Raw genomic sequence first — 22211 nt, 5'->3', positions numbered from 1 at the left:
CAGGAACATACATGCCTATGCGTTGACCAAAGCGCGCGTTCCAGACCCGCCAGACCGAAGGAGTTTCCCGTGACCCAGAGCCCCACCCAACCCACGCGTTTCCGCGACACCGAAATCCGCGCCGCGCGCGGCACCAAGCTGACGGCCAAAAGCTGGCTGACCGAAGCCCCGCTGCGCATGCTGATGAACAACCTCGACCCCGAGGTCGCGGAGAACCCGAAGGAACTGGTGGTCTACGGCGGCATCGGCCGCGCCGCCCGCAACTGGGAATGCTATGACCGCATCGTCGAGGCCCTGACCCGCCTGGAAGACGACCAGACCCTGCTGGTCCAGTCGGGCAAGCCGGTCGGCGTGTTCCAGACCCATCGCGACGCCCCGCGCGTGCTGATCGCCAACTCCAACCTGGTGCCGCACTGGGCCAATTGGGAGCACTTCAACGAACTCGACGCCAGGGGCCTGGCCATGTACGGCCAGATGACCGCCGGCAGCTGGATCTACATCGGCAGCCAGGGCATCGTGCAGGGCACCTATGAAACCTTCGTCGAAGCCGGCCGCCAGCACTACCACGGCGACCTGAAGGGCCGCTGGGTGCTGACCGCGGGCCTGGGCGGCATGGGCGGCGCGCAGCCGCTGGCCGCGACCCTGGCCGGCGCCTGCTCGCTCAACATCGAATGCCAGCAGAGCCGCATCGATTTCCGCCTCAAGACCCGCTATGTCGACGAGCAGGCCACTGACCTGGACGACGCGCTCGCCCGCATCGACCGCTACACCGCGCAGGGCAAGGCCATCTCGATCGCGCTGTGCGCCAACGCCGCCGAAGTGCTGCCCGAACTGGTGCGCCGCGGCGTGCGCCCCGACATGGTCACCGACCAGACCAGCGCGCACGACCCGCTCAACGGCTACCTGCCTGCCGGCTGGAGCTGGGACGAATACCGCGAGCGCGCCCAGCGCGAGCCGGCCGTGGTGGTGAAGGCCGCCAAGGCCTCGATGGCCGCGCATGTGCAAGCCATGCTGGACTTCCAGAAGCTGGGCGTGCCGACCTTCGACTACGGCAACAACATCCGCCAGATGGCCAAGGAAGAAGGCGTGGCCAATGCCTTCGACTTCCCCGGCTTCGTGCCCGCCTATATCCGCCCGCTGTTCTGCCGCGGCATCGGCCCGTTCCGCTGGGCCGCGCTGTCGGGCGATCCGCAGGACATCTACAAGACCGACGCCAAGGTCAAGGAACTGATCCCCGATGACGAGCACCTGCACCGCTGGCTCGACATGGCGCGCGAGCGCATCAGCTTCCAGGGCCTGCCGGCGCGGATCTGCTGGGTCGGCCTGGGCCTGCGCGCCAGGCTGGGCCTGGCGTTCAACGAGATGGTCCGCAGCGGCGAGCTGTCGGCGCCGGTGGTGATCGGCCGCGACCACCTGGACTCGGGTTCGGTCGCCAGCCCCAACCGCGAGACTGAAGCGATGCAGGACGGCTCGGACGCCGTGTCCGACTGGCCGCTGCTGAACGCGCTGCTGAACACCGCCAGCGGCGCCACCTGGGTCTCGCTGCACCACGGCGGCGGCGTGGGCATGGGCTTCTCGCAGCATTCCGGCGTGGTGATCGTCTGCGACGGCACCGATGAAGCCGCCGCGCGCATCGCCCGCGTGCTGCACAACGACCCCGCCACCGGCGTGATGCGCCATGCCGACGCCGGCTACCAGATCGCCGTCGACTGCGCGCGCGAGCAGGGCCTGGACCTGCCGATGCTGCGCGACTGACCAGCGTTCAGTTCAAGTTAGAACCTCGTGTTTGCTCCCCTCTCCCACGCCAGTGGGAGAGGGGCCGGGGGAGAGGGCCGGCGTGTCCACGGAGGAAGGCGTGTCGTCATTGCGAACGCCCGCCCTCTCCCCCGCCCCTCTCCCGCAAGCGGGAGAGGGGAGCAAACCAACGCATTTCACAGGAGACAACCGCATGCCATCCGATACCACTGCGCCCACCTACGATGGTGTCGCCGGCGCCCGGGCCGGCGCCCATACCCCACCCCTGTCGCGCACGCGCGCCATTGCCGCCATCACCATCGGCAACGGCCTCGAGTTCTACGATTTCGTGGTCTACAGCTTCTTTGCCACGCTGATCGGCCGCCTGTACTTCCCCGTCGACAATCCCGCCGGCCAGCTGCTGATGTCGTTCGCCACCTTCGGCGTCGGCTTCCTGATGCGACCGCTCGGCGGCCTGCTGATCGGCATGTACGCCGACCGCGCCGGGCGCAAGCCGGCGGTGGCACTGACGCTGTGGCTGATGGGCCTGAGCTCGCTGATCTTCGTGGTGACGCCGCCGTACGCGCAGATCGGCATCCTCGCGCCGGTCATGGTGGTGATCGCGCGGCTGGTGCAGGGCTTCGCCATCGGCGGCGAGATGGGCGCGTCGACCGCGCTGCTGCTGGAATACGCCGACGACCGCACGCGCGGCTTCTATACCGCGTGGCAGCCGTTCAGCCAGGGCCTGGCGGCGCTGCTGGGCGCCGTCACGGGGCTGGTGCTGAGCAATCTGCTGGCGCCGGCCGAGCTGGAATCCTGGGGCTGGCGCCTGGCCTTCCTGATCGGCATCCTGGTGATCCCGGTCGGCCTGCTGATCCGCCGCCGCCTGGAAGAGACCGCCACGCCCGCGCACCACGGCGAGCACGCCGCGCAATGGCCGCTGCTGCGCCAGCATGCGCGCGAAGTCTTTGCCAGCATCCTGCTGATGATCGGCCTGGCCTCTTCCACCTATATCGTCGTCTACTACCTCAGCAACTATGCCGTCAGCGTGCTGAAGATGCCGCTGTCGCTGGGCATCTGGGCCGGCTGCGTGGCCGCCGCGGTGCAGGTGGCGCTGTCGCCGTTCGCCGGCTGGCTGGCCGACCGCGTCGGCCGCAAGACCGTGGTGCTGTGGTCGCGCGTGGCGCTGCTGGCGATGGTGTACCCGGCGTTCGTGCTGATCAATGCCGAGCCCTCGCTGGCGCGGCTGCTGGTGGTGGTGGCGTGCCTGTCGGTGCCGATGTCGATGACCGCGCCGGCGTCGATGGTGCTGGTCAGCGAGGTGCTGCCCAGGCGCCTGCGCGCCACCGGCCTGTCGATCGCCTATTGCGTCGCCATCGCCATCTTCGGCGGCTTTGCGCAGTACTTCTCGACCCAGCTGATCCAGGTCACCGGCGACGTCAACGCCCCGGCGCTTTACGTGATCGGCTGCGGCCTGGTATCGCTGCTCGGCCTGCTGATGGTGCCCGAAACCCTGGGGCGCCGGCTGAAATGAGCGACCTGGCAGAGTTCGCGCCGGCGCCCGACCCCACGGCAGCCACGGCCCCCGCCGGCCACGAGACGGTCTGGCGCGGCCGCCGCGATACCGGCGAGGCCGGCGACACCCGGCGCCTGTTCGATATCGTCGCCGGCCCCGCCACGCCGCGCACGCCCGGCGTGCCGGTGCTGCTGGGCTTCTGCTGCGACGCCGGCGTGGTGCGCAACCAGGGCCGGCCCGGCGCCGCCGCCGCCCCGCGCGAGATTCGCCGCGCGCTGGCCGGCGTGCCGGCGCATGGCATCGGCCGCCTGATCGACGGCGGCGACATCCACTGCGAAGGCGATGCGCTGGAGCACGCGCAGCAGCGGCTCGGGCAAGCCGTCGCCGCCGAACTGGCGGTCGGCGCCTGGCCGCTGGTGCTGGGCGGCGGGCATGAAGTGGCCTGGGGCACGTGGCAAGGCCTGCGCATGCACCTGGACGCGCACGGCGACCGCGGCCGCGTGCTGATCGTCAATCTCGACGCGCACTTCGACCTGCGCGGCAGCCGCCCCGGCAGCTCCGGCACGCCCTTCGACCAGATCGCCGCCGACTGCCGTCATCGCAGCCTGCCGTTCGACTACGCCTGCCTTGGCGTCAGCCGGCTGGCCAACACCGCAGCGCTGTTCGCGCGCGCGCACGCACTGGGCGTGCGCCATGTCGAGGACACCGACATGCAGGAGCGCCACCTCGACGCGCGCCTGGCCGAACTGGAGCGCTGGGTCGCCGATGCCGACCACGTCTACCTGACCATCGACCTCGACGTGCTGCCCGCCGCAGTGATGCCCGGAGTTTCGGCCCCGGCCGCGTACGGCGTGCCGCTGGCGGTGGTCGAGGCCATCGCCACGCTGCTGCGCGACAGCGGCAAGCTGCGCGTGGCGGACCTTGCCGAGTTCAACCCGCGGTACGACCGCGATGGCTGCGGCGCGCGGGTGGCGGCAAGGTTGTGCTACCGGTTGCTGGGCGGCTGAAGTCCCGCCACCGCCAACGCACCGACGGTGTGCTCCCTCTCCCCTCTCAGGGGAGAGGGCCGCGGTGAGGGCGGTCTAGCAAGGCACCACCGCAGAAAGCGCCTCCGGTTTTCACCCACCGACATCAGTCTTCGCCCCTCCCGCCCCCACTCCGGCCCCTCTCCCGAGCGGCGGCAGAGAGGCGCAAACCAGCGGCAACCCACCCCCTCTGCACCCCACAAAACCCCGGGTTTACACCTAGAACACCGTTCGGATTCCCGAACGGCGCTGTGGCCAGCCAATCCGGTTTCCCGAACCGTGCGCCGGCATCACATCATTTTCCCCTTTGTATTCAACAGCTTGCATAGCCCCGGCGAGGCCTTGGCGCTGGCACGGCACGTGCAATATAGGCCGCCGCTCACAGCGCCAGACAGGTACGCCGGCACGCTCCCAGCGTCCCGGCCGATGCCGAAAAAACAAAGGAGGACACACCCATGACCGACCCTGCCTTGCCCACCCCCGTCGCCATCCCGGCGCACCCCCGGCACCTGTTGCCGCGCTGAACCCTGACACGGCCGGCCCCGGCGCCCCGACGTCGCCCAGCCTTCCTGCAATACACAGTCGCCCGTCCCGGTACCGGAACGGTCGCACAGGCCTGATCCACGATGAAACTGAATCGACTGCCCACCCTGATCTTCATTGCGATGCTGCTAGGCGTGCTGGCCGGCACCGCCGCGCACAACCTGGCGCCGGACGCCGCCACCGCCAAATCGATCGCCAACCACCTGTCCATCCTGACCGACATCTTCCTGCGGATGATCAAGATGATCATCGGCCCGCTGGTGTTCGCCACGCTGGTGGCCGGCATCGCCAGCATGGGCGACGGCCGCGCCGTCGGCCGCATCGGCATGAAGGCGATGACGTGGTTCATCGGCGCCTCGGTCACCTCGCTGCTGCTCGGCCTGGTCATGGCCAACCTGCTGCAGCCCGGCCACGGCATGAACCTGGCGCTGCCGGCGGCGGACGCCACCTCGAACCTGAAGACCGGGGCGCTGAACCTGCGCGACTTTATCGCGCACATGTTCCCCAAGAGCTTCGTCGAGGCCATGGCGCACAACGAGATCCTGCAGATCGTGGTGTTCTCGCTGTTCTTCGGCTTTGCGCTGGGCACCGTCAAGGACGGCGTCGGCAAGCCGGTGCTGCAAGGCATCGAGGGCCTTGCCGACGTGATGCTGAAGGTCACCAACTACGTGATGGCGTTCGCCCCGGTGGGCGTGTTCGGCGCGATCGCGGCCGTGATCACCGCGCAGGGCCTGGGCGTGCTGGTGGTCTACGCCAAGCTGCTGGGCAGCCTGTACCTGGCGCTGGCGCTGCTGTGGGTGGCGCTGATCGCCGGCGGCTACTGCTTCCTGGGCCGCGACGTGTTCCGCCTGCTCAAGCTGATGCGCGCGCCGCTGATGATCGGCTTCGCCACCGCCAGCAGCGAATCGGCCTACCCCAAGGTGATCGACCAGCTGACCCGCTTCGGCGTCAAGGAGCGCATCACCAACTTCGTGCTGCCGCTGGGCTACTCGTTCAACCTGGACGGCTCGATCATGTACACCTCGTTCGCCGCGCTGTTCGTGGCCCAGGTGTATGGCATCGAGCTGTCGCTGAGCCAGCAGATCACCATGCTGCTGGTCCTGCTTGTCACCAGCAAGGGCATCGCCGGCGTGCCGCGCGCCTCGCTGGTGGTGGTCGCCGCCGTGCTGCCGATGTTCGGCCTGCCGGAGGCCGGCATCCTGCTGGTGCTGGGCATCGACCACGTACTCGACATGGGTCGCACCGTGACCAATGTGCTTGGCAATGCGATTGCCACCGCCGTCGTCGCCAAAAGCGAAGGCGCCATCGGCGCGCCGGTAACGTCCGAGGAGGATGAACCCGCCGCGGATACCACCACCGGCCTGGCACCTGCCCAGGTCCTGGCGGCCAAGTAACACCGTCCGCCAGGCGTGCCAGGGCCCGGTTGCCGATCAGGCAACCGGGCCTTTTTGCATTGCGGCGGCCGGCACCCCCCGTTGGTGTGGTAAAAGTAGGCTCCCGCGCCAGGCTCCAGCCATTGCCGGCGCGGCGGCTTTGCCACCTGCCTCGCCCAACACCTGATGACCGGCCCGCTACACCCTCCCGGCGATACCCCCCGCGCCACCGCCGCCAGTCCCGCGGCTCCGGCGACCTCCGCTGCCCCGGCCGCGGCCAACGGCGCGCGCCTGCCCCACGGCCTGCGCGGCGCCGCGCCGCTGCTGGCGCTGCTGGCGCTGGCCGTGCTGGTCGGACTGGCAGGCGCGCTCGGCTACCGCTACACCTACGACACCGCGCTGGCGCGCCAGGCCGAACGCGGCCAGGTGCAGCTGCGGCTGTACACGCAGGCGCTGGAAAGCGAGCTGGCGCACTACGACTACGTGCCCGGCCTGCTGTCGCTGGACGAGCGCATCGCCGCGCTGATGCTGCGCCCCGACGACGCCACGCGCACCGCGCGCGCCAACGAATACCTGAGCGCCCTCAATACCCGCGCCGGCACGCGCGTGATCTATGTGCTGGATGCGCACGGCAAGGTGCTGGCGACCAGCAACTGGCAGCGCCCGGACAGCTACCTTGGCGAAGACCTGAGCTTCCGCCCGTATTTCCGCTCGGCGATGGAGGGCCAGCTGGGCCGCTTCTACGGCGTCGGCACCACGCGCAGCGAATCCGGCTACTACCTGTCGGCGCCGCTGGGCGAGCGCGACAACCCGGTCGGCGTGGCGGTGGTCAAGATCGGCCTGGAGCCGCTGGAAAACCGCTGGCAGGGTGCCGACAGCCAGATGCTGCTGACCGACGAGAACGGCGTGGTGATCCTGGCCTCGGACCCGTCGTGGAAGCTGGCCGCGCTGCGACCGTTGTCGGCCGAGGCGCGCGAGCGCCTGGCACGCAGCCTGCAGTACAACCGCGCCCCGCTGCCACAGCTGCCGCTGACCCTGGTGCGCAAGGTGAACAACGGCAACGGCAGTGCCGGCAACACCAGTAGCGACGAACTGGTGCGCCTGCGCCGCGGCCCGCCGATGCTGGCCCAGCATGCCGCGCTGCCCGGCACCGACTGGCAGCTGACGCTGCTGACCAACACCTCGCAGGCGCGCGTGGCCGCGCTCAACACCGCGGCGCTGGCCGGCGTGCTGACCGCCTTCGTGCTGCTGCTGGGCGCGGCCTGGAACGTGCGCCGGCGCATCATCAACGAGCGCCTGGCGGCGCGCGCGGCGCTGGAGGCCGCCAACAGCGAACTCGAGCGCAAGGTGGCCGAGCGCACCGCCGACCTGTCCACCTCGAACCAGCGCCTGCAGGCCGAGGTCGCCGAACGCATCCGCGCCGAGACCGTGCTGCGCCAGGCCCAGGACGGGCTGCTGCAGGCGGGCAAGCTGGCCGCGGTCGGGCAGATGTCGACCGGCATCGCGCACGAGCTGAACCAGCCGCTGGCGGCGCTGCGCACCATCTCCGGCAATACCGGCAAGTTCCTCGAGCGCGGCGACTACGCCACGGTGCGCGCCAACCTCGACACCATCATCGGCCTGGTCGAGCGCATGGGCCGCATCACCGGCGCGCTCAAGTCGTTCGCGCGCAAGCCCGGCAACGGCAGGCGCCAGGCGAAGCTGGCCGAGGCGGTCGACAACGCGCTGTTCCTGCTGCAGACCCGCGTCGACGCGGTGCAGCCGGCGCTGCAGCGCGATGTCGACCCGGCGCTGGCAGTGGTGTGCGACCCCAACCGGCTGGAACAGGTGCTGGTCAATTTGCTCGGCAACGCGCTCGACGCGGTGGCCGGCAAGCCTGGCCCGCGCATCGCGCTGCATGCGCACGTGGCCGGCGGCATGGTCCACCTGACTGTGCGCGACAACGGCGCCGGCCTGTCCGAGGAAGCCTTCGCGCGGCTGTTCGAGCCGTTCTTCACCACCAAGCCCGCGGGCCAGGGGCTGGGGCTGGGCCTGACGCTGTCGGCCGGCATCCTCAACGAGAACGGCGGCAGCCTGTCCGCCACCAACCATCCGGACGGCGGCGCCTGCTTCACGCTGGTGCTGCCGCTGGCGCTGGATTCCCATTCACAGGATGCCGAACATGCCGGCTGATCTGACCGTACTGGTCGTCGAAGACGATGCCGATGTGCGCCTGGGCTGCGAGCAGGCCCTGCGCCTGGAAGGCATTGCCACGCGCGGCGTGGGCAGCGCCGAGGCTGCGCTGCGCGAGGCCGGCCCGGGCTACGCCGGCGTGGTGGTCAGCGACATCCGCCTGCCGGGCCAGGACGGCATGGCACTGCTGGCGCAATTGCGCGCGCGCGACCCCGCCCTGCCGGTGATCATGATCACCGGCCACGGCGACGTCGGGCTGGCGGTGCAGGCGATGAAGCAAGGTGCCTACGACTTCCTGGAAAAGCCGTTCTCGCCCGAGCAGCTTGTGGATGCCACCCGCCGCGCGCTCGAGCAGCGCCGGCTCGCGCTGGAAGTATCAGAACTGCGAGAACGGCTGGCCGGCCGCGAGAAACTCGAAACCCGGCTGATCGGCCATTCGCCCGCGGTCGAGCGGCTGCGCCGGCTGATCGCCGACCTGGCCGGCACCGACGCCAACGTGCTGATCCACGGCGAGACCGGCACCGGCAAGGAGCTGGTCGCGCGCTGCCTGCACGAGGCCAGCCAGCGCCATGCGCGCAACTTTGTCGCGATCAACTGCGGCGGCCTGCCCGAGCAGCTGTTCGAAAGCGAGATCTTCGGCCACGAGGCCGGCTCCTTCACCGGCGCCGCGCGCCGCCGCATCGGCAAGATCGAGCATGCCGAAGGCGGCACGCTGTTTCTCGACGAGATCGAGAGCATGCCGATGCCGCTGCAGATCAAGCTGCTGCGGGTGCTGCAGGAGCGCGTGGTGGAACGCCTGGGCTCGAACCAGCCGGTACCGGTCAATACCCGCGTGGTGGCCGCCACCAAGGCCGACCTGCGCGCGCTGTCCGATGCCGGCCAGTTCCGCGCCGACCTGTACTACCGCCTCAACGTGATCACGCTGGAGCTGCCGCCGCTGCGCGAACGGCGCGAGGACGTGCCGGCATTGTTTGAACATTTCGTCGCGCAGGCCGCGTTGCGCTTCGAGCGCGACGCGGTGCCGGCCACGCCGGCGGAACTGTCGGCGCTGGTGGCCTACCCGTGGCCGGGCAATGTGCGCGAACTGCGCAACCTGGCCGAGCGTCATGTGCTGGGCCTCGGCTGCAATCCCGGCCAGGGCGGCAGCGCACCCGAGGCCATGTCGCTCGCGCAGGCCGTCGAGCAGTTCGAGCGCGCGCTGATCGCCGACGCCATGCGCCGCCACGACGGCAACCTCAGCCGCGCCAGTGAAGCGCTGAGCGTGGCCAAGACCACGCTGTTCGACAAGGTGCGCAAGTACGGATTGTGAAACAGACGGTAACGCGGTGTTTGAAGCGGTACCGTTAAACGGAACCGTTACGCGGAACCGTTACGGGGAACTGTGAAGCGCCCGCTGAATTCAGCACGCGCTGCAGACATTGCAGTCATGGGAACCATGACGACGCTGGCAGGTCTGCACTGACAACCCTGTTGTCATCACAATGCACTCAATGTGCGTTAAGAAACAAAAGCCCCGCAGATTTATGTTTTTTCCTACAGATACTTTGTCGTTTGCGGCATATTATTAGCTTCCAGCAAATCCAGCATCGAGACCTCCAAACATTGGGACCGTGCTGCGCTTGCTGGAAATGCACAAAAGATCAAAACAACCACAAAAAGCAGCCTGGCCGGCGGGGGAGCGGGCCGGGCACACAGGGTCAGTCAACTGTTGGCAGTGACAATCGCGCGGCGCCAGTGCCAGGGGCCGCGTGCGCCATGACGGCGCGACTGCCTATGGACTACGGGTGATGGGATGAAACTTGATCCGGCACTGGCTGAAAAGCCTTACTACAGCACGCGTACAGCGGCAAAACTGCTCAACGTCTCACTGGGCACCGTCCAGAAGATGGTCGAGCGCGGCGAACTGGGGGCCTGGAAGACCAATGGCGGCCATCGGCGCATCCACAAGGAAACCGTGCATCGCCTGCTGGCGACGCGCATCGGCCCCGAGTCGGCATCGCCGCACGGGCTGGACCTGGTGGTGTTCCACCCCAACCACCAGGAGGCGCAGCGCATCCACAGCCAGCTTGGCAAATGGGGCCTGCCGCTCAAGAGCGTGGTGGTGGACGATGTGCTCGACACCGTCATCACTTCCGTCAGCGAGCATCCGCGCGTGGTGCTCTACTACGTCGACGAGCTCAACGATGCCGAGTCGGCCACCGTCGAGAAGCTGCAGAACTTCTTTGCCAGCCAGCACGTGATCTTCGCCGTCATCACCAACCGCCAGGCCTATGACGGCGTGGCCGATGCCCTGCAGCACTGGGGCATCATGGTGTTCCTGAAGACGCCCTCGCTCGAAGAGGTCAAAGGCTTCCTGCGCGCGCAGCTGATGATGGGCCGCGCAGCCTGAAGCTCCGGGTCACGCTTCAGGCCACGGCCGCCGGCCGTGGCACCGGCCGCCCGGCGCCATCGCCTTCCGCCTGCGCCAGCATCCAGCCGTACAGGTTGCGCGGGTCGGGCGGCATCGCCACCAGTTCCACCGCGGTGCCGGCGCGATGCGCCAGCGCCGCGGCGTAGAGCCAGCGCAGCGCGGCGTAGTCTTCCAGCGCAAACCCCACCGAATCGAATACGGTCACCTCGTCCGCCGCGGCACGGCCCGGGGCCTGGCCCGCCAGCACCTGCCACAGCTCGGTCACGGGCGCGTCGGCGGGCAACTGCTGGATCTCGCCCTCGATGCGGGTCTGCGGTTCGTACTCCACCACGATGCGCGCGCGGCGCAGGATATCGGCATGCAGCTCGGTCTTGCCGGGACAGTCGCCGCCGACCGCGTTCAGGTGCATGCCCGGCCGCACCAGGTCGGGCGTCAGGATGGTGGCGCGGGTCTTGTCGGCGGTGACGGTCGAGACGATGTCGGCGCCGGCCAGCGCGGCCCCGATCGAATCGGCACGCCGGATCGACAGGCCGGGCACGGCGGCAAGATTGCGCATCAGCCGCGCGCTGGCGGCGGGGTCGATGTCATACGCGGCGATCTCGCGCACGCCCAGCATCGCATGGAACGCCAGCACCTGGAATTCCGCCTGCGCGCCATTGCCGATCAGCGCCATGGTGGCCGCGCCTGGCCGCGCCATGGCGCGCGCCGCCAGTGCCGAGGTGGCCGCGGTGCGCAGCGCGGTGGCCAGCGTCAGGTCCGCGAGCATCAGCGGGAAACCGGTCTCCACCTCGGCCAGCAGGCCGCACGCCATCACCGTGGGCATGCCGTGCTGCGCATTGCGCGGATGGCCGTTGACGTACTTGAACGCATACTGGCTGCCGTCGCTGACCGGCATCAGCTCGATCACGCCGCGTGCGGAATGGCTGGCCAGCCGCGCGGACTTGTCGAAATCGGACCAGCGCGCGAACGCCTGGCGCACCTGCGCGGCCAGGTCGACGATGGCTGCCTGCGCGCCGATCGCGACCACCAGCCGGGCGACATCGGTCGCGTCGAGAAACAATGACCGGACGGTGTTCTTCATGACCCTCTCCCTCGCTGTTGCTGTCGTGCCTGGGCTCAGGCAGCCGCCGCGGCGACGCCGCGACCGCTGCTGCGGTCCAGCCGCAGGGTCATGCAATAGGCGCCGCCGCCCGACAGCATGAACGGCGACAGGTCGACCTCATGCAACCGGTAGCCGCGCCGTCCCAGCTCGGTGCGCAGGTGCGGCGTGGTGCGGGTCATCACCACCTGGTCGTCGAGATTGACCGCATTGACGCTGAAATGGCGCAGGTCGTCGGCGCTGGCCTCGATGCGCAGCCGCGCCGGCACGCGCGCGCGCAGCTCGCGCAGCGCCGCTGCGCTGAATGCCGGCGGGTAGTACAGCACCTCGCCGCCCGACAGCGGGCAGAAGCACACGTCGAGGTGATAGCTTTGCTCGGTGGCCAGTTCCAGCGCCACCACGTCCTTGCCGAAATAGCGCGACACCGCCAGCGCCGCCTCGTGCGACGAACGCGGGCCGAAGCCGGCCCAGAAATGGCCGCGCCCCGCGTCCCAGATGCAATCGCCGGCGCCTTCCTGGTAGCACCCTTCCGGCAGCAGCGCGACTTCGTCGAGCAGCCCCCGCTCGCGCAGCTTGCCGAAGATGTCGGCGAACGGCGCTTCCTCGCCGCGGCGTTGCGGATAGCGGAAGCGCGCCAGCAACGCGCGCCCGTCCAGCACCACGGCGGCGTTGGCCGGGAACACCATGTCGGGCAGCCCCGGCGCGCCCGGCGCCAGCTCCACCGCGAAGCCCGCGCGGCCGAGCGCGTCGCGCAGCGCATGGAACGACTGCATCGCATTGCGGTGCATGCCGTGCGGATCGCGCGCCCAGGCCGCCGGGTCCATCCACGGATTGATGCTGTACGACACGTCGTAGAAGGTCGGCTCGACCAGCAAGATGGTGGCGGTCTGGATCACGGCAGCTCCTGGTTGCATGGCGGGCGACGGCATCGCGTCAGGGAAATTCATCCGTCGATGGAATTCTGGGGCAAGCACGCGTTAGCCAAAAGCCAGCAAACTGCCCGGTTTGCGCCTACCATTGAGCAAAACGCCAGACTACGCTGGCGCTTTGCCAATCGCCCCCGCCCGATGGATGCCACCGACCAGCAGCTGATTGCCCTCCTGCGCGACAACGCGCGAACGCCGGTGACGGCACTGGCGCAGGCGCTGCGCGTATCGCGCGCGACGGTGCAGAACCGCATCGACAAACTGGAACAGGAAGGGCTTATCGTCGGCTACACCGTGCGCCTGCGGCCCGAGGCCGAGGCGCACCGCATCCGCGCCTGGATGACGGTCGCCGTCGACGGCAACAAGACCCGCACCGTACTGCAGGCGCTGCGCGGCGAGCCCAACGTGCAGGCGCTGCACACCACCAACGGCCGCTGGGACATCATCGCCGAGCTGCGCGCCGACACGCTCGAGGCCTTCGACCGCGCGCTCGACCGGATCCGGCTGATCGACGGCATCAGCGCCACCGAGACCAGCATCCTGCTGTCGACCTACAAGTAAGGCCGCCGGGGCCTTGCCTGCGGCCGCGCCTCACCCTGCCGCGCCCTTGTGCGGTGCGGCATGCCCCATCGCCGGGATGCGCTGCACCAAGAACGACCCGATATATCACCCCGTGATATATTACGTGCACCATTCCAAAGCGCCCCCGTCCCAAGAATGCAAACCGCCCCCGTCTCCGCCCTGGCGCATAACGCCCGTGCCTGGCTGCGCACATTCGTTCCCTTGCCGGTCGCCGCCAGCCGCAAGGAGCGCCTCAAGAGTTGCTTTGGCGCACTGCTGGGCCTGCTGTGCACGGAATGGATCAGCCACCAGACCCTGGGCGGCTTCAATCCCTGGTTCGTCGCGCCGATGGGCGCCTCGGCGGTGCTGCTGTTCGCGGTGCCGTCGTCGCCGTTGGCGCAGCCATGGTCGATCATCGGCGGCAACCTGATCGCGGGGGTGGTCGGCGTGGCCTGCGCGCGCTGGATCCCCGACCCCGGCCTCGCCGCCGCCGTCGCAGTGGCCGTCGCCATCGCACTGATGTTCCAGTTCCACTGCGTGCATCCGCCCAGCGGCGCGGTGGCCATCACCGCCGTCTTCGGCGGGCCGGCCGTCAGTGCGCTGGGCTTCGGCTTCGTGGCCGTGCCAGTGCTGTTCAATTCGATGCTGATGCTGATGATGGCGCTGGCCTTCAACAACCTGTCGCGCCGGCGCTACCCCCATCGCCCGCCCGAACCCGCGGTGCAGCATGGCACCAGGGACGTACCCCCCACCCAGCGCGTCGGCGTAACCCGCGCGGACCTGGATGCGGCATTGAAGGTGCGTGGCGAATTCCTGGATATCGAGGAAGACGACCTCGAGCAGATCCTGGTCGCGGCGCAACTGCGCGCCTATCGCCGCCATTTCGGCAACGTGCTATGCGGCGAAATCATGTCGCGGGACGTGATCACGGTAACGCCGGACCAGCCCGCGCACGAAGCCGGGCACCTGCTGTCGCGGCATCGCATCAAGGCCCTGCCGGTGGTCGATGCGACGCGCAGGCTGGAGGGGATCATCACGCAGAGCGATTTCTTTGCGGCGCAGCGCGACACGGGGGCACGGCGGCTGGCCGGCACGGTTCGCAACCTGATGACGCGGGCGGTCGTTACCGCGCGGCCCGACCAGCCGATGGTGGAACTGGCGCAGGCGTTTTCCGACGGCGGGCTGCATCATGCGCCGGTGATCGATGACCAGCGGCGGGTGGTGGGGATGGTGACGCAGTCGGATCTGGTGGCGGCGTTGTTGAAGAGTGGGGTGATGGCGGTGCCGGATTAAGGGGAGCTGGGGGGCTGGGGGATGGTGAGGTGCGAGGGCCGCGGGTTTCAGCGCTGTTGATGACATGCTGTCGGCTTTTGAACCGCCTGGTTCCGCCCTCCTGGGCGGGTCACTTTTTGGCCGAGCGCCAAAAAGTAACCAAAAAGCGCGTTTACTGCCCTGCGGGCGGCATGTCTGATCGTAGTGTGCCCGGGCGTTTTCGTACGGGGCCGAGCTTCCTCACATAGCTAGACTGCCTGCCGCGGTGGTGCGCCACGGTGGCAGGGGCGTTGGCTTGGTAGTTGAACGAGCCCAGAGCGCGCAGTGGCCCCTGCTGCCGGCCCTACCGTAGGAACGCCTACGGCTGCTGCGCCGTCAGTATCGCAGGGCGTCGGCCCTGGCACGGAACGCTTCGCTGCGCTCGCTTGGCGCTTTCGGTGCGTGCGCGCGATTCGCTTCGCTTCCGTGTACGCGCCACGACAGCGCGTGCGAGCGCAGCGATGCACTCCGTGCCAGTGCAGTAGACCTGAGATTGGGAGCGCGCGCAGCGCAGCCGTAGGCGCCCCACCAATAACGTCGTTAGCAGGCTGCCACCGACCTAAAGTCGGGTTCGTCCATCCGACCTTGAATGCCAGGCACATCCAGGTAGCGTCAGCAGGGTGGGACCACCATCCGCCTGAACGTGAGTCACCACCGCTGGAACCACCAACGCCGCCTTAGCCAACCGCTCAGGCGACGCGTTTTTTGGTTACTTTTTGGCGCTCGGCCAAAAAGTGACCCGCCCAGGAGGGCGGAACCACACGGTTCAACAGCCGACAGCATGTCACCAACAGCGACCACCCCCAAAAACCGCCCCCAAAACCCCCGTTTCCCAACCCACCCTCCCCCTTAAGCTATATTTACGCCGTCCCCGTCACACCCAACTCTCAAAGGGGACAAACGGAGAACCCCCAACCATGAGTTCCGGCCAGTTAATCGAAAAAATCGCCGCCGTCTTCGCGCTGATCGTGCTGATCGGCGGCTCCCTGCTGGTCCTGGCGCCGTTCACCACGGCCCTGCTGTGGGGCGCGATCCTGGCGTTCAGCTCCTGGCACCCCTACACCGTGCTGTCGCGCTGGCTCGGCAACCGGCGCGGCCTGGCCGCGCTGATCTGCGTGCTGCTGGCGACGGTGATCGTGCTGGGCCCGTTCGTCTATGCCGGCGCCAGTTTCTCCGCACACCTGGACGACCTCGCCGCGCTGGTCGACCGCTATATGGAGCACGGGCTGCCGCAGCTGCCGCTGTGGCTGAGCAGCCTGCCCTATGTCGGCAGCTACCTGCAAAGCTCGTGGGACAGCCTGATCAATGCCGATTCCGAGATGGTCGCCAACCTGCGCAAGCTGATCGCGCCGGTCGGCCACGTGCTGCTGGGCGCGGGGCTGTCGATCGGGGCCGGGCTGGGGCAGCTGGCGCTGTCGATCATCCTGGCGTTCTTCTTCTACACCGGCGGCGAGTTCGCCATTGCCTGGCTGCGCGCCGGCATGCGCCGCATCGCCGGAGAGCGCGCGGACCACCTGCTGGAACTGGCGGGCAGCACCGTCAAGGGCGTGGTCTACGGCGTGCTGGGCACCGCCTTCATCCAGGCGGTGCTGGCCGGCGTCGGCCTGTGGATCGCGGGCGTGCCGGGCGCCGCCATCCTCGGCTTCGTGACCTTCTTCCTGTCGGTGGTGCCGGTCGGGCCGCCGCTGGTGTGGCTGCCGGCCGCGCTGTGGCTGTACCACACCGGCGCCACCGGCTGGGCCATCTTCCTGGTGGTGTGGGGCGTGGGCGTGGTCAGCATGGCCGACAACATCGTCAAGCCGCTGCTGATCAGCAAGGGCACCGGCATGCCGCTGATCTGGATCATGCTGGGCGTGCTCGGCGGCGCGCTGGCGTTCGGCTTCCTGGGCGTGTTCATCGGCCCGACGCTGCTGGCGGTGGCCTATGCCCTGCTGCGCGACTGGACCATCGGCTCGCAGGGCGAGCTGCAGCGCGACCTGCGCCAGGGCGCGGCGCTGGCATCCGCGCCGGCACCGGCCCCGGCCGTGGTCGACAATCCCGATGTGCCGCCGGCAGCCACCGGCAAGCGATCCGGCTGATGGCGGCACACGACGTACCCCCGGCCCCGCCGGAGACCGCACTGCCCGACGCCTTGCCGGCCGCGCTGCACCGGCTGGTGGCCTGCGAATACTGCGACGCCGTCTACGAGCGCACCCCGATCTCGCCCGGCGAGCGCGCGCTGTGCCTGCGCTGCGGCGGCCAGCTCTACCGCGAGAGCCGGCGCCACTACCACCGCCTGCTGCCGCTGGTGATCACCGCGCTGATCCTGTTCCTGATCTCCAACGCCTACCCCATCGTCGAGATGGACCTGAAAGGGGTACGCACCCAGACCACGCTGCTGGGCGCGGTGCAGGCGCTGTATGCGGACCAGATGGCGCTGGTGGCGGCGCTGGTGTTCGCCACCACCATCCTGTTCCCGCTGTCCGAGCTGCTGATGATGATTTACCTGCTGGTGCCGATGGCGCAGCACCGCATGCCGGCCGGCTTCGACCGCATCGTGCGCGGCATCCGCCAGACCCGGCCGTGGGGCATGATCGAGGTCTTCATGATCGGCGTGCTGGTGACGCTGGTCAAGCTCTCGACCATGGCGCGCGTGCTGCCGGGCATTGCGCTGTGGTCGTTCGCGGCGCTGGTGATCGTGCTGGCGGCGATGCTGTCGTTCGATCCGCGCGACCTGTGGCGCCACCTGGAAACGCCCGATGACAAGGCCGCGGCGGCGGACGAGGAGCGCCGATGACGCCGCCGCAGCCGCCGCAGCCGCCGCAGCCGCCGCAGCCGCCGCAGCCGCCGCAGCCGCCGCAGCCCGCCGGACGCCTGGCCCGTCCGCGCCAGCTCGCGCGCGAGGTGGTGGCGGAACTGACCGACGACGACGAGAACACCCCGCTGCCGCAGGTGCCCACCGCGAGCGGCCTGGGCCTGGTGTCCTGCCACGCCTGCGACCTGGTCAGCCCGCGCACGCTGGAAGGCGCGCCCTGCCCGCGCTGCGGCGCCACCCTGCATCATCGCAAGCCGAACAGCCTGGCGCGCACCTGGGCCTTCCTGCTGGCCGCGTACATCCTCTATATTCCTGCCAACATGCTGCCGGTGATGGTGACGCAGTCCATCCTCGGCACGCAGCAGGACACCATCCTGTCGGGGGTGATCTACCTGTGGCTGTCCGGCTCGCACATGCTGGCCGTGCTGGTGCTGATCGCCAGCATCGTGGTGCCGCTGCTGAAGATGGTGATCCTGACCTTCCTGCTGCTGTCGGTGCACTTCCGCTCGAGCTGGCGGATCCGGCAGCAGACCCGGCTGTACGGCCTGGTGGAGGTGATCGGCCGCTGGTCGATGCTCGATATTTTCGTGGTGGCGCTGCTGGCCTCGCTGGTGCGGGCCGGGGCGCTGGCCACCATCATCCCCGGCGGCGGCGCGCTCGCCTTCGGCGCGGTCGTGGTGCTGACCATGCTGGCCTCGCTCAGCTTCGATCCGCGCCTGCTGTGGGATTCGCTGGAACCTGACAATGCCCGACACTGACAACCAAGCCCCGGCGGGTGCCATGCCGCCCTCGCCGCCCCCGCCCCCTCCGTCCGGCCTGCCGCGCCCCGAACGCCGGCGCCGCGCGCGCTGGCTGCCCTCGCTGGTGTGGCTGATCCCGATCGTCGCCGCGGTGGTCGGGATCTCGCTGCTGGTGCACACGCTGGCCTCGCGCGGGCCCGAGATCACCGTCAGCTTCCGCACCGCCGAAGGCCTTACGCCCGGCAAGACCGCGGTGCGCTACAAGGATGTCGACATCGGCCTGGTCAAGTCGGTGCGCCTGGCGCGCGACCGCTCGCACGTGGTGGCGACGATCGACCTGACCAAGGACGCCGAGAACTTCGCCGTCGCCGACACCCGCTTCTGGGTGGTGCGCCCGCGCTTCGCCGCCAGTGGCGTGTCGGGGCTGGAGACGCTGCTGTCGGGCGCCTATATCGGCGTCGACGCGGGCAAGTCGACGGACTCGGCGCGCGACTTCAAGGGCCTGGAAGTGCCGCCGGTGGTGACCACCGACGCTTCCGGCAAGCAGTTCGTGCTGCGCGCGTCCGAGCTGGGCTCGCTCGATATCGGCTCGCCGGTCTACTACCGGCGCGTGCTGGTCGGCCAGGTGGTGGCCTACCAGCTCGATCCCAACGGGCGCGACATCACGCTGCGCGTGTTCGTCAACAAGCCCTATGACAAGCTGGTCACCGCCGACACGCGCTTCTGGCATGCCAGCGGGGTCGACCTGAAGCTCGATGCCGGCGGGCTCAAGCTGTCGACGCAATCGCTGGTGACGGTGCTGCTGGGCGGCGTCGCCTTCCAGGCGCCGGACCACACCACCGCCACCGACGCCGCCGCCGAGAACACCCAGTTCCTGCTGGCCGGCGACCAGGCCGAGGCGATGAAGGAGCCGGAAGAGCTGGCGCCGACGCTGGCGGTGCTCAATTTCGACCAGTCCGTGCGCGGCCTGTCGCCGGGCGCGCCGGTGGACTTCCGCGGCGTGGTGGTGGGCCAGGTGCGTTCGATCGGCATCGAGTTCCAGCGCGAGAAGCGCGCCTTCCGCATGCCGGTGGTGGTCGAGCTGTACCCGTCGCGCATGGGCTTCCGCGAACGCGACGTCGAAGATCGCGAACGCGCGCGCAAGATCATCCAGGGCCTGCTGCAGCGGGGCATGCGCGCGCAGCTGCGCACCGGCAACCTGCTCACCGGGCAGCTGTACGTGGCGCTGGACTTCTTCCCGAAGGCGGCGCCGGCCAAGGTCGACCTGGACGCGCCGATTCCGGAGTTCGCCACCACGCCGGGCGCGTTCGACCAGCTGCAGGCGCAGGTGGGCGACATCGTCAACCGCATCGACAAGGTGCCGTTCGACCAGATCGGCCAGGACCTGCGCACCACGGTGGCCACCCTGAACAAGACCCTGGCCACCGCCGACAAGCTGGTGCAGCAGCTCAACGGCGATGTCGCGCCGCAGGTGCTGGCCGCGCTGCAGGACGCGCGCAAGACCCTGACCGCGGCCAACGGCACGCTGGCGTCGGACGCGCCGCTGCAGCAGGACACGCGCCGCATGCTGCAGGAGCTGACGCGCACCGCCACATCGCTGCGCACGCTGACCGATTACCTTGAACGCCACCCTGAAGCGCTGTTGCGCGGCAAGCCGGAGAAAGAATGATGAAGCGCCTTCCGCTCACCCTGGTCTGCGCCAGCGCCGCCGCGGCGGTGCTGGCGGGCTGCGCCTCGCCCGAGCCGCGCTACTACACGCTGGCGCAAGGGCCGGCGGCGGTTGCCGCGCCAGCGCCGGCAGCGGCGCCGTCGACGGACACGCTGTGGCTGGAAGTGGCACCTGTGCGCGTGCCGGAGCGCCTCAACCGGCCGCAGCTGGTGGTGCGCGATGGCCGCGGCGGTAACGACAGCGGCGGCGGCAACGACGCCGGGGTGCGACTGCTGGACCTGTCGCGCTGGTCGTCGCCGCTGCCGGACGAGCTGCGCGATGCGCTGTCGCAACGCCTGCAGGCCACGCTGGGCGCGGTCGACACCTACCAGCAGGGGCTGTCCGACGTGCAGCCGCTGTACCGCATCACCACCGAAGTGCTGCGCCTGGACGCCGACGTGGGCCAGCGTGCCGGCGCCACCATCAACTGGACCGTGCGGCGGCTGCCCGATGGCAAGGTGGTCAGCGGCAGGACCCAGGCCGAGCTGCCGGCGCCAGGCGCCGTCGACGGCGTGGTCGCGGCGTATCGCGAGATCGTCGCGAGCACGGCCAACGATATCGCGGCCGGCGTGCAGGCGCTGCGGCGCTAGCCGCCGCTGCGGACGGCCGCGTCGATGTCGTGCCGGGCGGCGGCCATGGCCGCTAGGCATTCGGCCGCCCCACCCTGCACCAGCCGGACCGGGCACGCCAGCATCAGGTTCTTGCCCAGGCCGAAGTCCTCGACGGTAAAGCCGCGTGCATCCAGCGGCGTGCCGTCGGCATCGGTGGCCACCGTGACGCGCTCGCGCAGCGTGCCGGCATCGGCGCTGTAGGCCCACACGGGCTTGCCCAGCGCCACCGCAAAGCCGACTTCGAACGCCGTGCCGGAATCCGCTTCGCCGGGGCCGCGGAAGTCATCCAGGTTGGCCATCACCAGGTCGGCGCGCCGCAGCAGCGCGAGGTTGGCGTCATAGATCCAGCGCGCGGTGTCGGGGCCGGACAGGCCTTCGGGCGCGGACTGGTCGAGCGGATACAGGCCGGTGAAGCCATGCGCCGCGCACAGCGCCTTGAGATGCTCGCCCCAGGCGCGCGCGTCCTTGCGGAACACGTCGAAGCCGGCGAGGTAGATGGTGGTCATGGCACGTGGAACAAGCGTGGCGCGGCGTCAGGCCGCGAGGATTGCAGCATAACCCGCGCCCCGCGCCGGTGGTGCGCGGCCGCTGCCCGAACATCGCACAGCTTGCGCGCACGCGGCCGGCCGGGCGCCGGCGCGGGGTCAGCCCTTGCGCTAACATTGCCGGTCACGCCTCGACCTCCTCATCCCCATGCCCGCTCCCCAGATCCTCCAGGTCGGCCCGCTCGCGCCGCAGACCAATGCCACCCTGCAGCAACAGTACGGCGCCGCGGCGCTGTGGCAGCAGGCCGATCCGCTGGCCTGGGCGCGCAGCGAGGGGCAGCAGGTGCGCGTGGTGGTCACCTCGGCGCGCCACGGCTGCAGTGCCGCGCTGATCGACGCGCTGCCGCGCCTGGAAGCCATCGTCAGCTTCGGCGTGGGCTATGACGCGATCGCGCTGGACGCCGCCCGCGCGCGTGCCATCCAGGTCAGCAACACGCCCGACGTGCTCAACGACTGCGTCGCCGACCTCGCCTTCGGGCTGCTGCTGGATGCGGCCCGCGGCATCGCCCATGGCGACCGCTTCGTGCGCGCCGGGCGCTGGCCGCAGGGCGGCTTCCCGCTGACCACGCGCGTATCGGGCAAGAAGCTGGGCATCCTCGGCCTGGGCCGCATCGGCGAGATCGTCGCGCGGCGCGCGCAGGGCTTCGACATGGAGATCGCGTACCACAACCGCCGCCCGCGCACAGGCGCGCCGTGGCGCTTCGAAGCGGACCTGAAGGCGCTGGCAACGTGGGCGGATTTCCTGGTGGTGGCCACCGTCGGCGGACCCTCCACCGCGGGACTGGTGTCGCGCGAGATCCTTGATGCGCTCGGCCCGCGCGGCATCCTGGTCAACGTCTCGCGCGGCAGCGTGGTCGACGAGGCGGCGCTGGTCGCGGCGCTGGCCGAAGGCCGGCTCGGCGGCGCGGGGCTCGATGTGTTCCAGGACGAACCCAACGTGCCGCCGGCGCTGCTGGCGATGGAACATGTCGTGCTGGCGCCGCACATGGCCAGCGGCACGCACGAGACGCGCGCCGCCATGACCGCGCTGACGCTGCAGAATCTCGACGCGTTCCTGGCCGGCGGCAAGGTGCTGACGCCGGTGCCGTAGGGCGCCAACCGGCAGGCGCGGCGTGCCTATACTTGAGGCACCGGCTCCAGCCC

Annotated in this window: 18 protein-coding genes; 15 read left to right on the top strand and 3 right to left on the bottom strand. The window is 69.6% G+C overall.

The annotated features are described in order from the left end of the window. Window positions 1-69: 69 nt before the first annotated feature. From hutU to FHX60_RS16530, 7 genes are all read left to right on the top strand, one after another. Window positions 70-1755 (top strand): urocanate hydratase, encoded by a 1686-nt coding sequence (gene hutU, locus FHX60_RS16560; RefSeq protein WP_183283950.1) that lies wholly within the window; start codon window positions 70-72, stop codon window positions 1753-1755. 193 nt (window positions 1756-1948) lie between these two features. Further along, the gene (locus FHX60_RS16555) at window positions 1949-3268 is read left to right on the top strand and encodes an MFS transporter (protein WP_183283949.1); all 1320 of its coding nucleotides are present in this window, start codon (window positions 1949-1951) and stop codon (window positions 3266-3268) included. After that, window positions 3265-4257 (top strand): formimidoylglutamase, encoded by a 993-nt coding sequence (gene hutG / locus FHX60_RS16550; RefSeq protein ID WP_183283948.1) that lies wholly within the window; start codon window positions 3265-3267, stop codon window positions 4255-4257. The genes FHX60_RS16555 and hutG overlap by 4 nt, the downstream gene beginning before the upstream one ends. Before the next feature lie 644 nt (window positions 4258-4901). Further along, window positions 4902-6212 (top strand): dicarboxylate/amino acid:cation symporter, encoded by a 1311-nt coding sequence (locus FHX60_RS16545; RefSeq protein WP_092308017.1) that lies wholly within the window; start codon window positions 4902-4904, stop codon window positions 6210-6212. 165 nt (window positions 6213-6377) lie between these two features. Then, on the top strand, window positions 6378-8363 hold the full coding sequence (locus FHX60_RS16540) for a sensor histidine kinase (protein ID WP_183283947.1): 1986 nt from the start codon (window positions 6378-6380) through the stop codon (window positions 8361-8363). Beyond that, window positions 8353-9672 carry a sigma-54-dependent transcriptional regulator gene (locus tag FHX60_RS16535; RefSeq protein ID WP_183283946.1) on the top strand — a complete coding sequence of 440 codons (1320 nt, stop codon included), beginning with the start codon at window positions 8353-8355 and terminating at the stop codon, window positions 9670-9672. Before FHX60_RS16540 ends, FHX60_RS16535 begins: the two co-directional genes overlap by 11 nt. Window positions 9673-10155: 483 nt before the next feature. Continuing rightward, window positions 10156-10752: a helix-turn-helix domain-containing protein gene (locus FHX60_RS16530; protein WP_092308012.1), complete on the top strand. Its 597-nt coding sequence runs from the start codon at window positions 10156-10158 to the stop codon at window positions 10750-10752. 16 nt (window positions 10753-10768) lie between these two features. Here FHX60_RS16530 and ocd read toward each other — a convergent pair whose 3' ends face one another. Beyond that, the gene (gene ocd / locus FHX60_RS16525) at window positions 10769-11854 is read right to left on the bottom strand and encodes an ornithine cyclodeaminase (protein ID WP_183283945.1); all 1086 of its coding nucleotides are present in this window, start codon (window positions 11852-11854) and stop codon (window positions 10769-10771) included. 35 nt (window positions 11855-11889) lie between these two features. Further along, window positions 11890-12768, bottom strand: a complete 879-nt coding sequence (locus FHX60_RS16520; RefSeq protein WP_183283944.1) for a dimethylarginine dimethylaminohydrolase family protein — start codon at window positions 12766-12768, stop codon at window positions 11890-11892. A gap of 171 nt (window positions 12769-12939) precedes the next feature. On the opposite strand from FHX60_RS16520, the gene FHX60_RS16515 reads away from it, so the two are divergent. From FHX60_RS16515 to FHX60_RS16485, 7 genes are all read left to right on the top strand, one after another. Then, window positions 12940-13359: an Lrp/AsnC family transcriptional regulator gene (locus tag FHX60_RS16515; RefSeq protein ID WP_183283943.1), complete on the top strand. Its 420-nt coding sequence runs from the start codon at window positions 12940-12942 to the stop codon at window positions 13357-13359. Between the two features lie 156 nt (window positions 13360-13515). Then, entirely contained in the window at window positions 13516-14652 is a 1137-nt protein-coding gene (locus FHX60_RS16510; RefSeq protein WP_112773623.1) for an HPP family protein, read from the top strand. Window positions 14653-15587: 935 nt separating this feature from the next. Next, window positions 15588-16748: an AI-2E family transporter gene (locus FHX60_RS16505; RefSeq protein WP_183283942.1), complete on the top strand. Its 1161-nt coding sequence runs from the start codon at window positions 15588-15590 to the stop codon at window positions 16746-16748. Beyond that, a complete protein-coding gene (locus FHX60_RS16500; protein WP_183283941.1) occupies window positions 16748-17446 on the top strand; it encodes a paraquat-inducible protein A in 699 nt (232 codons plus the stop codon). The genes FHX60_RS16505 and FHX60_RS16500 overlap by 1 nt, the downstream gene beginning before the upstream one ends. Further along, a complete protein-coding gene (locus FHX60_RS16495) occupies window positions 17443-18222 on the top strand; it encodes a paraquat-inducible protein A (RefSeq protein WP_183283940.1) in 780 nt (259 codons plus the stop codon). The genes FHX60_RS16500 and FHX60_RS16495 overlap by 4 nt, the downstream gene beginning before the upstream one ends. After that, window positions 18209-19873, top strand: coding sequence for a PqiB family protein (locus FHX60_RS16490; RefSeq protein ID WP_183283939.1), 1665 nt, complete (start codon window positions 18209-18211; stop codon window positions 19871-19873). Before FHX60_RS16495 ends, FHX60_RS16490 begins: the two co-directional genes overlap by 14 nt. Next, window positions 19870-20502: a PqiC family protein gene (locus FHX60_RS16485; protein WP_092307994.1), complete on the top strand. Its 633-nt coding sequence runs from the start codon at window positions 19870-19872 to the stop codon at window positions 20500-20502. Before FHX60_RS16490 ends, FHX60_RS16485 begins: the two co-directional genes overlap by 4 nt. Here the strand turns inward: FHX60_RS16485 and FHX60_RS16480 are convergent. After that, the gene (locus FHX60_RS16480; RefSeq protein ID WP_112773627.1) at window positions 20499-21029 is read right to left on the bottom strand and encodes a nucleoside 2-deoxyribosyltransferase; all 531 of its coding nucleotides are present in this window, start codon (window positions 21027-21029) and stop codon (window positions 20499-20501) included. The two genes, FHX60_RS16485 and FHX60_RS16480, sit on opposite strands and share 4 nt — an antisense overlap. A gap of 187 nt (window positions 21030-21216) precedes the next feature. Between FHX60_RS16480 and FHX60_RS16475 the strand changes: the two genes are divergently transcribed. After that, window positions 21217-22158, top strand: coding sequence for a 2-hydroxyacid dehydrogenase (locus FHX60_RS16475; RefSeq protein WP_183283938.1), 942 nt, complete (start codon window positions 21217-21219; stop codon window positions 22156-22158). Window positions 22159-22211: the final 53 nt, after the last annotated feature.

The sequence above is a fragment of the Cupriavidus alkaliphilus genome (assembly GCF_014191175.1).
Taxonomy (GTDB): domain Bacteria; phylum Pseudomonadota; class Gammaproteobacteria; order Burkholderiales; family Burkholderiaceae; genus Cupriavidus; species Cupriavidus alkaliphilus.
This window is presented reverse-complemented; position numbering and strand designations above follow the sequence as displayed.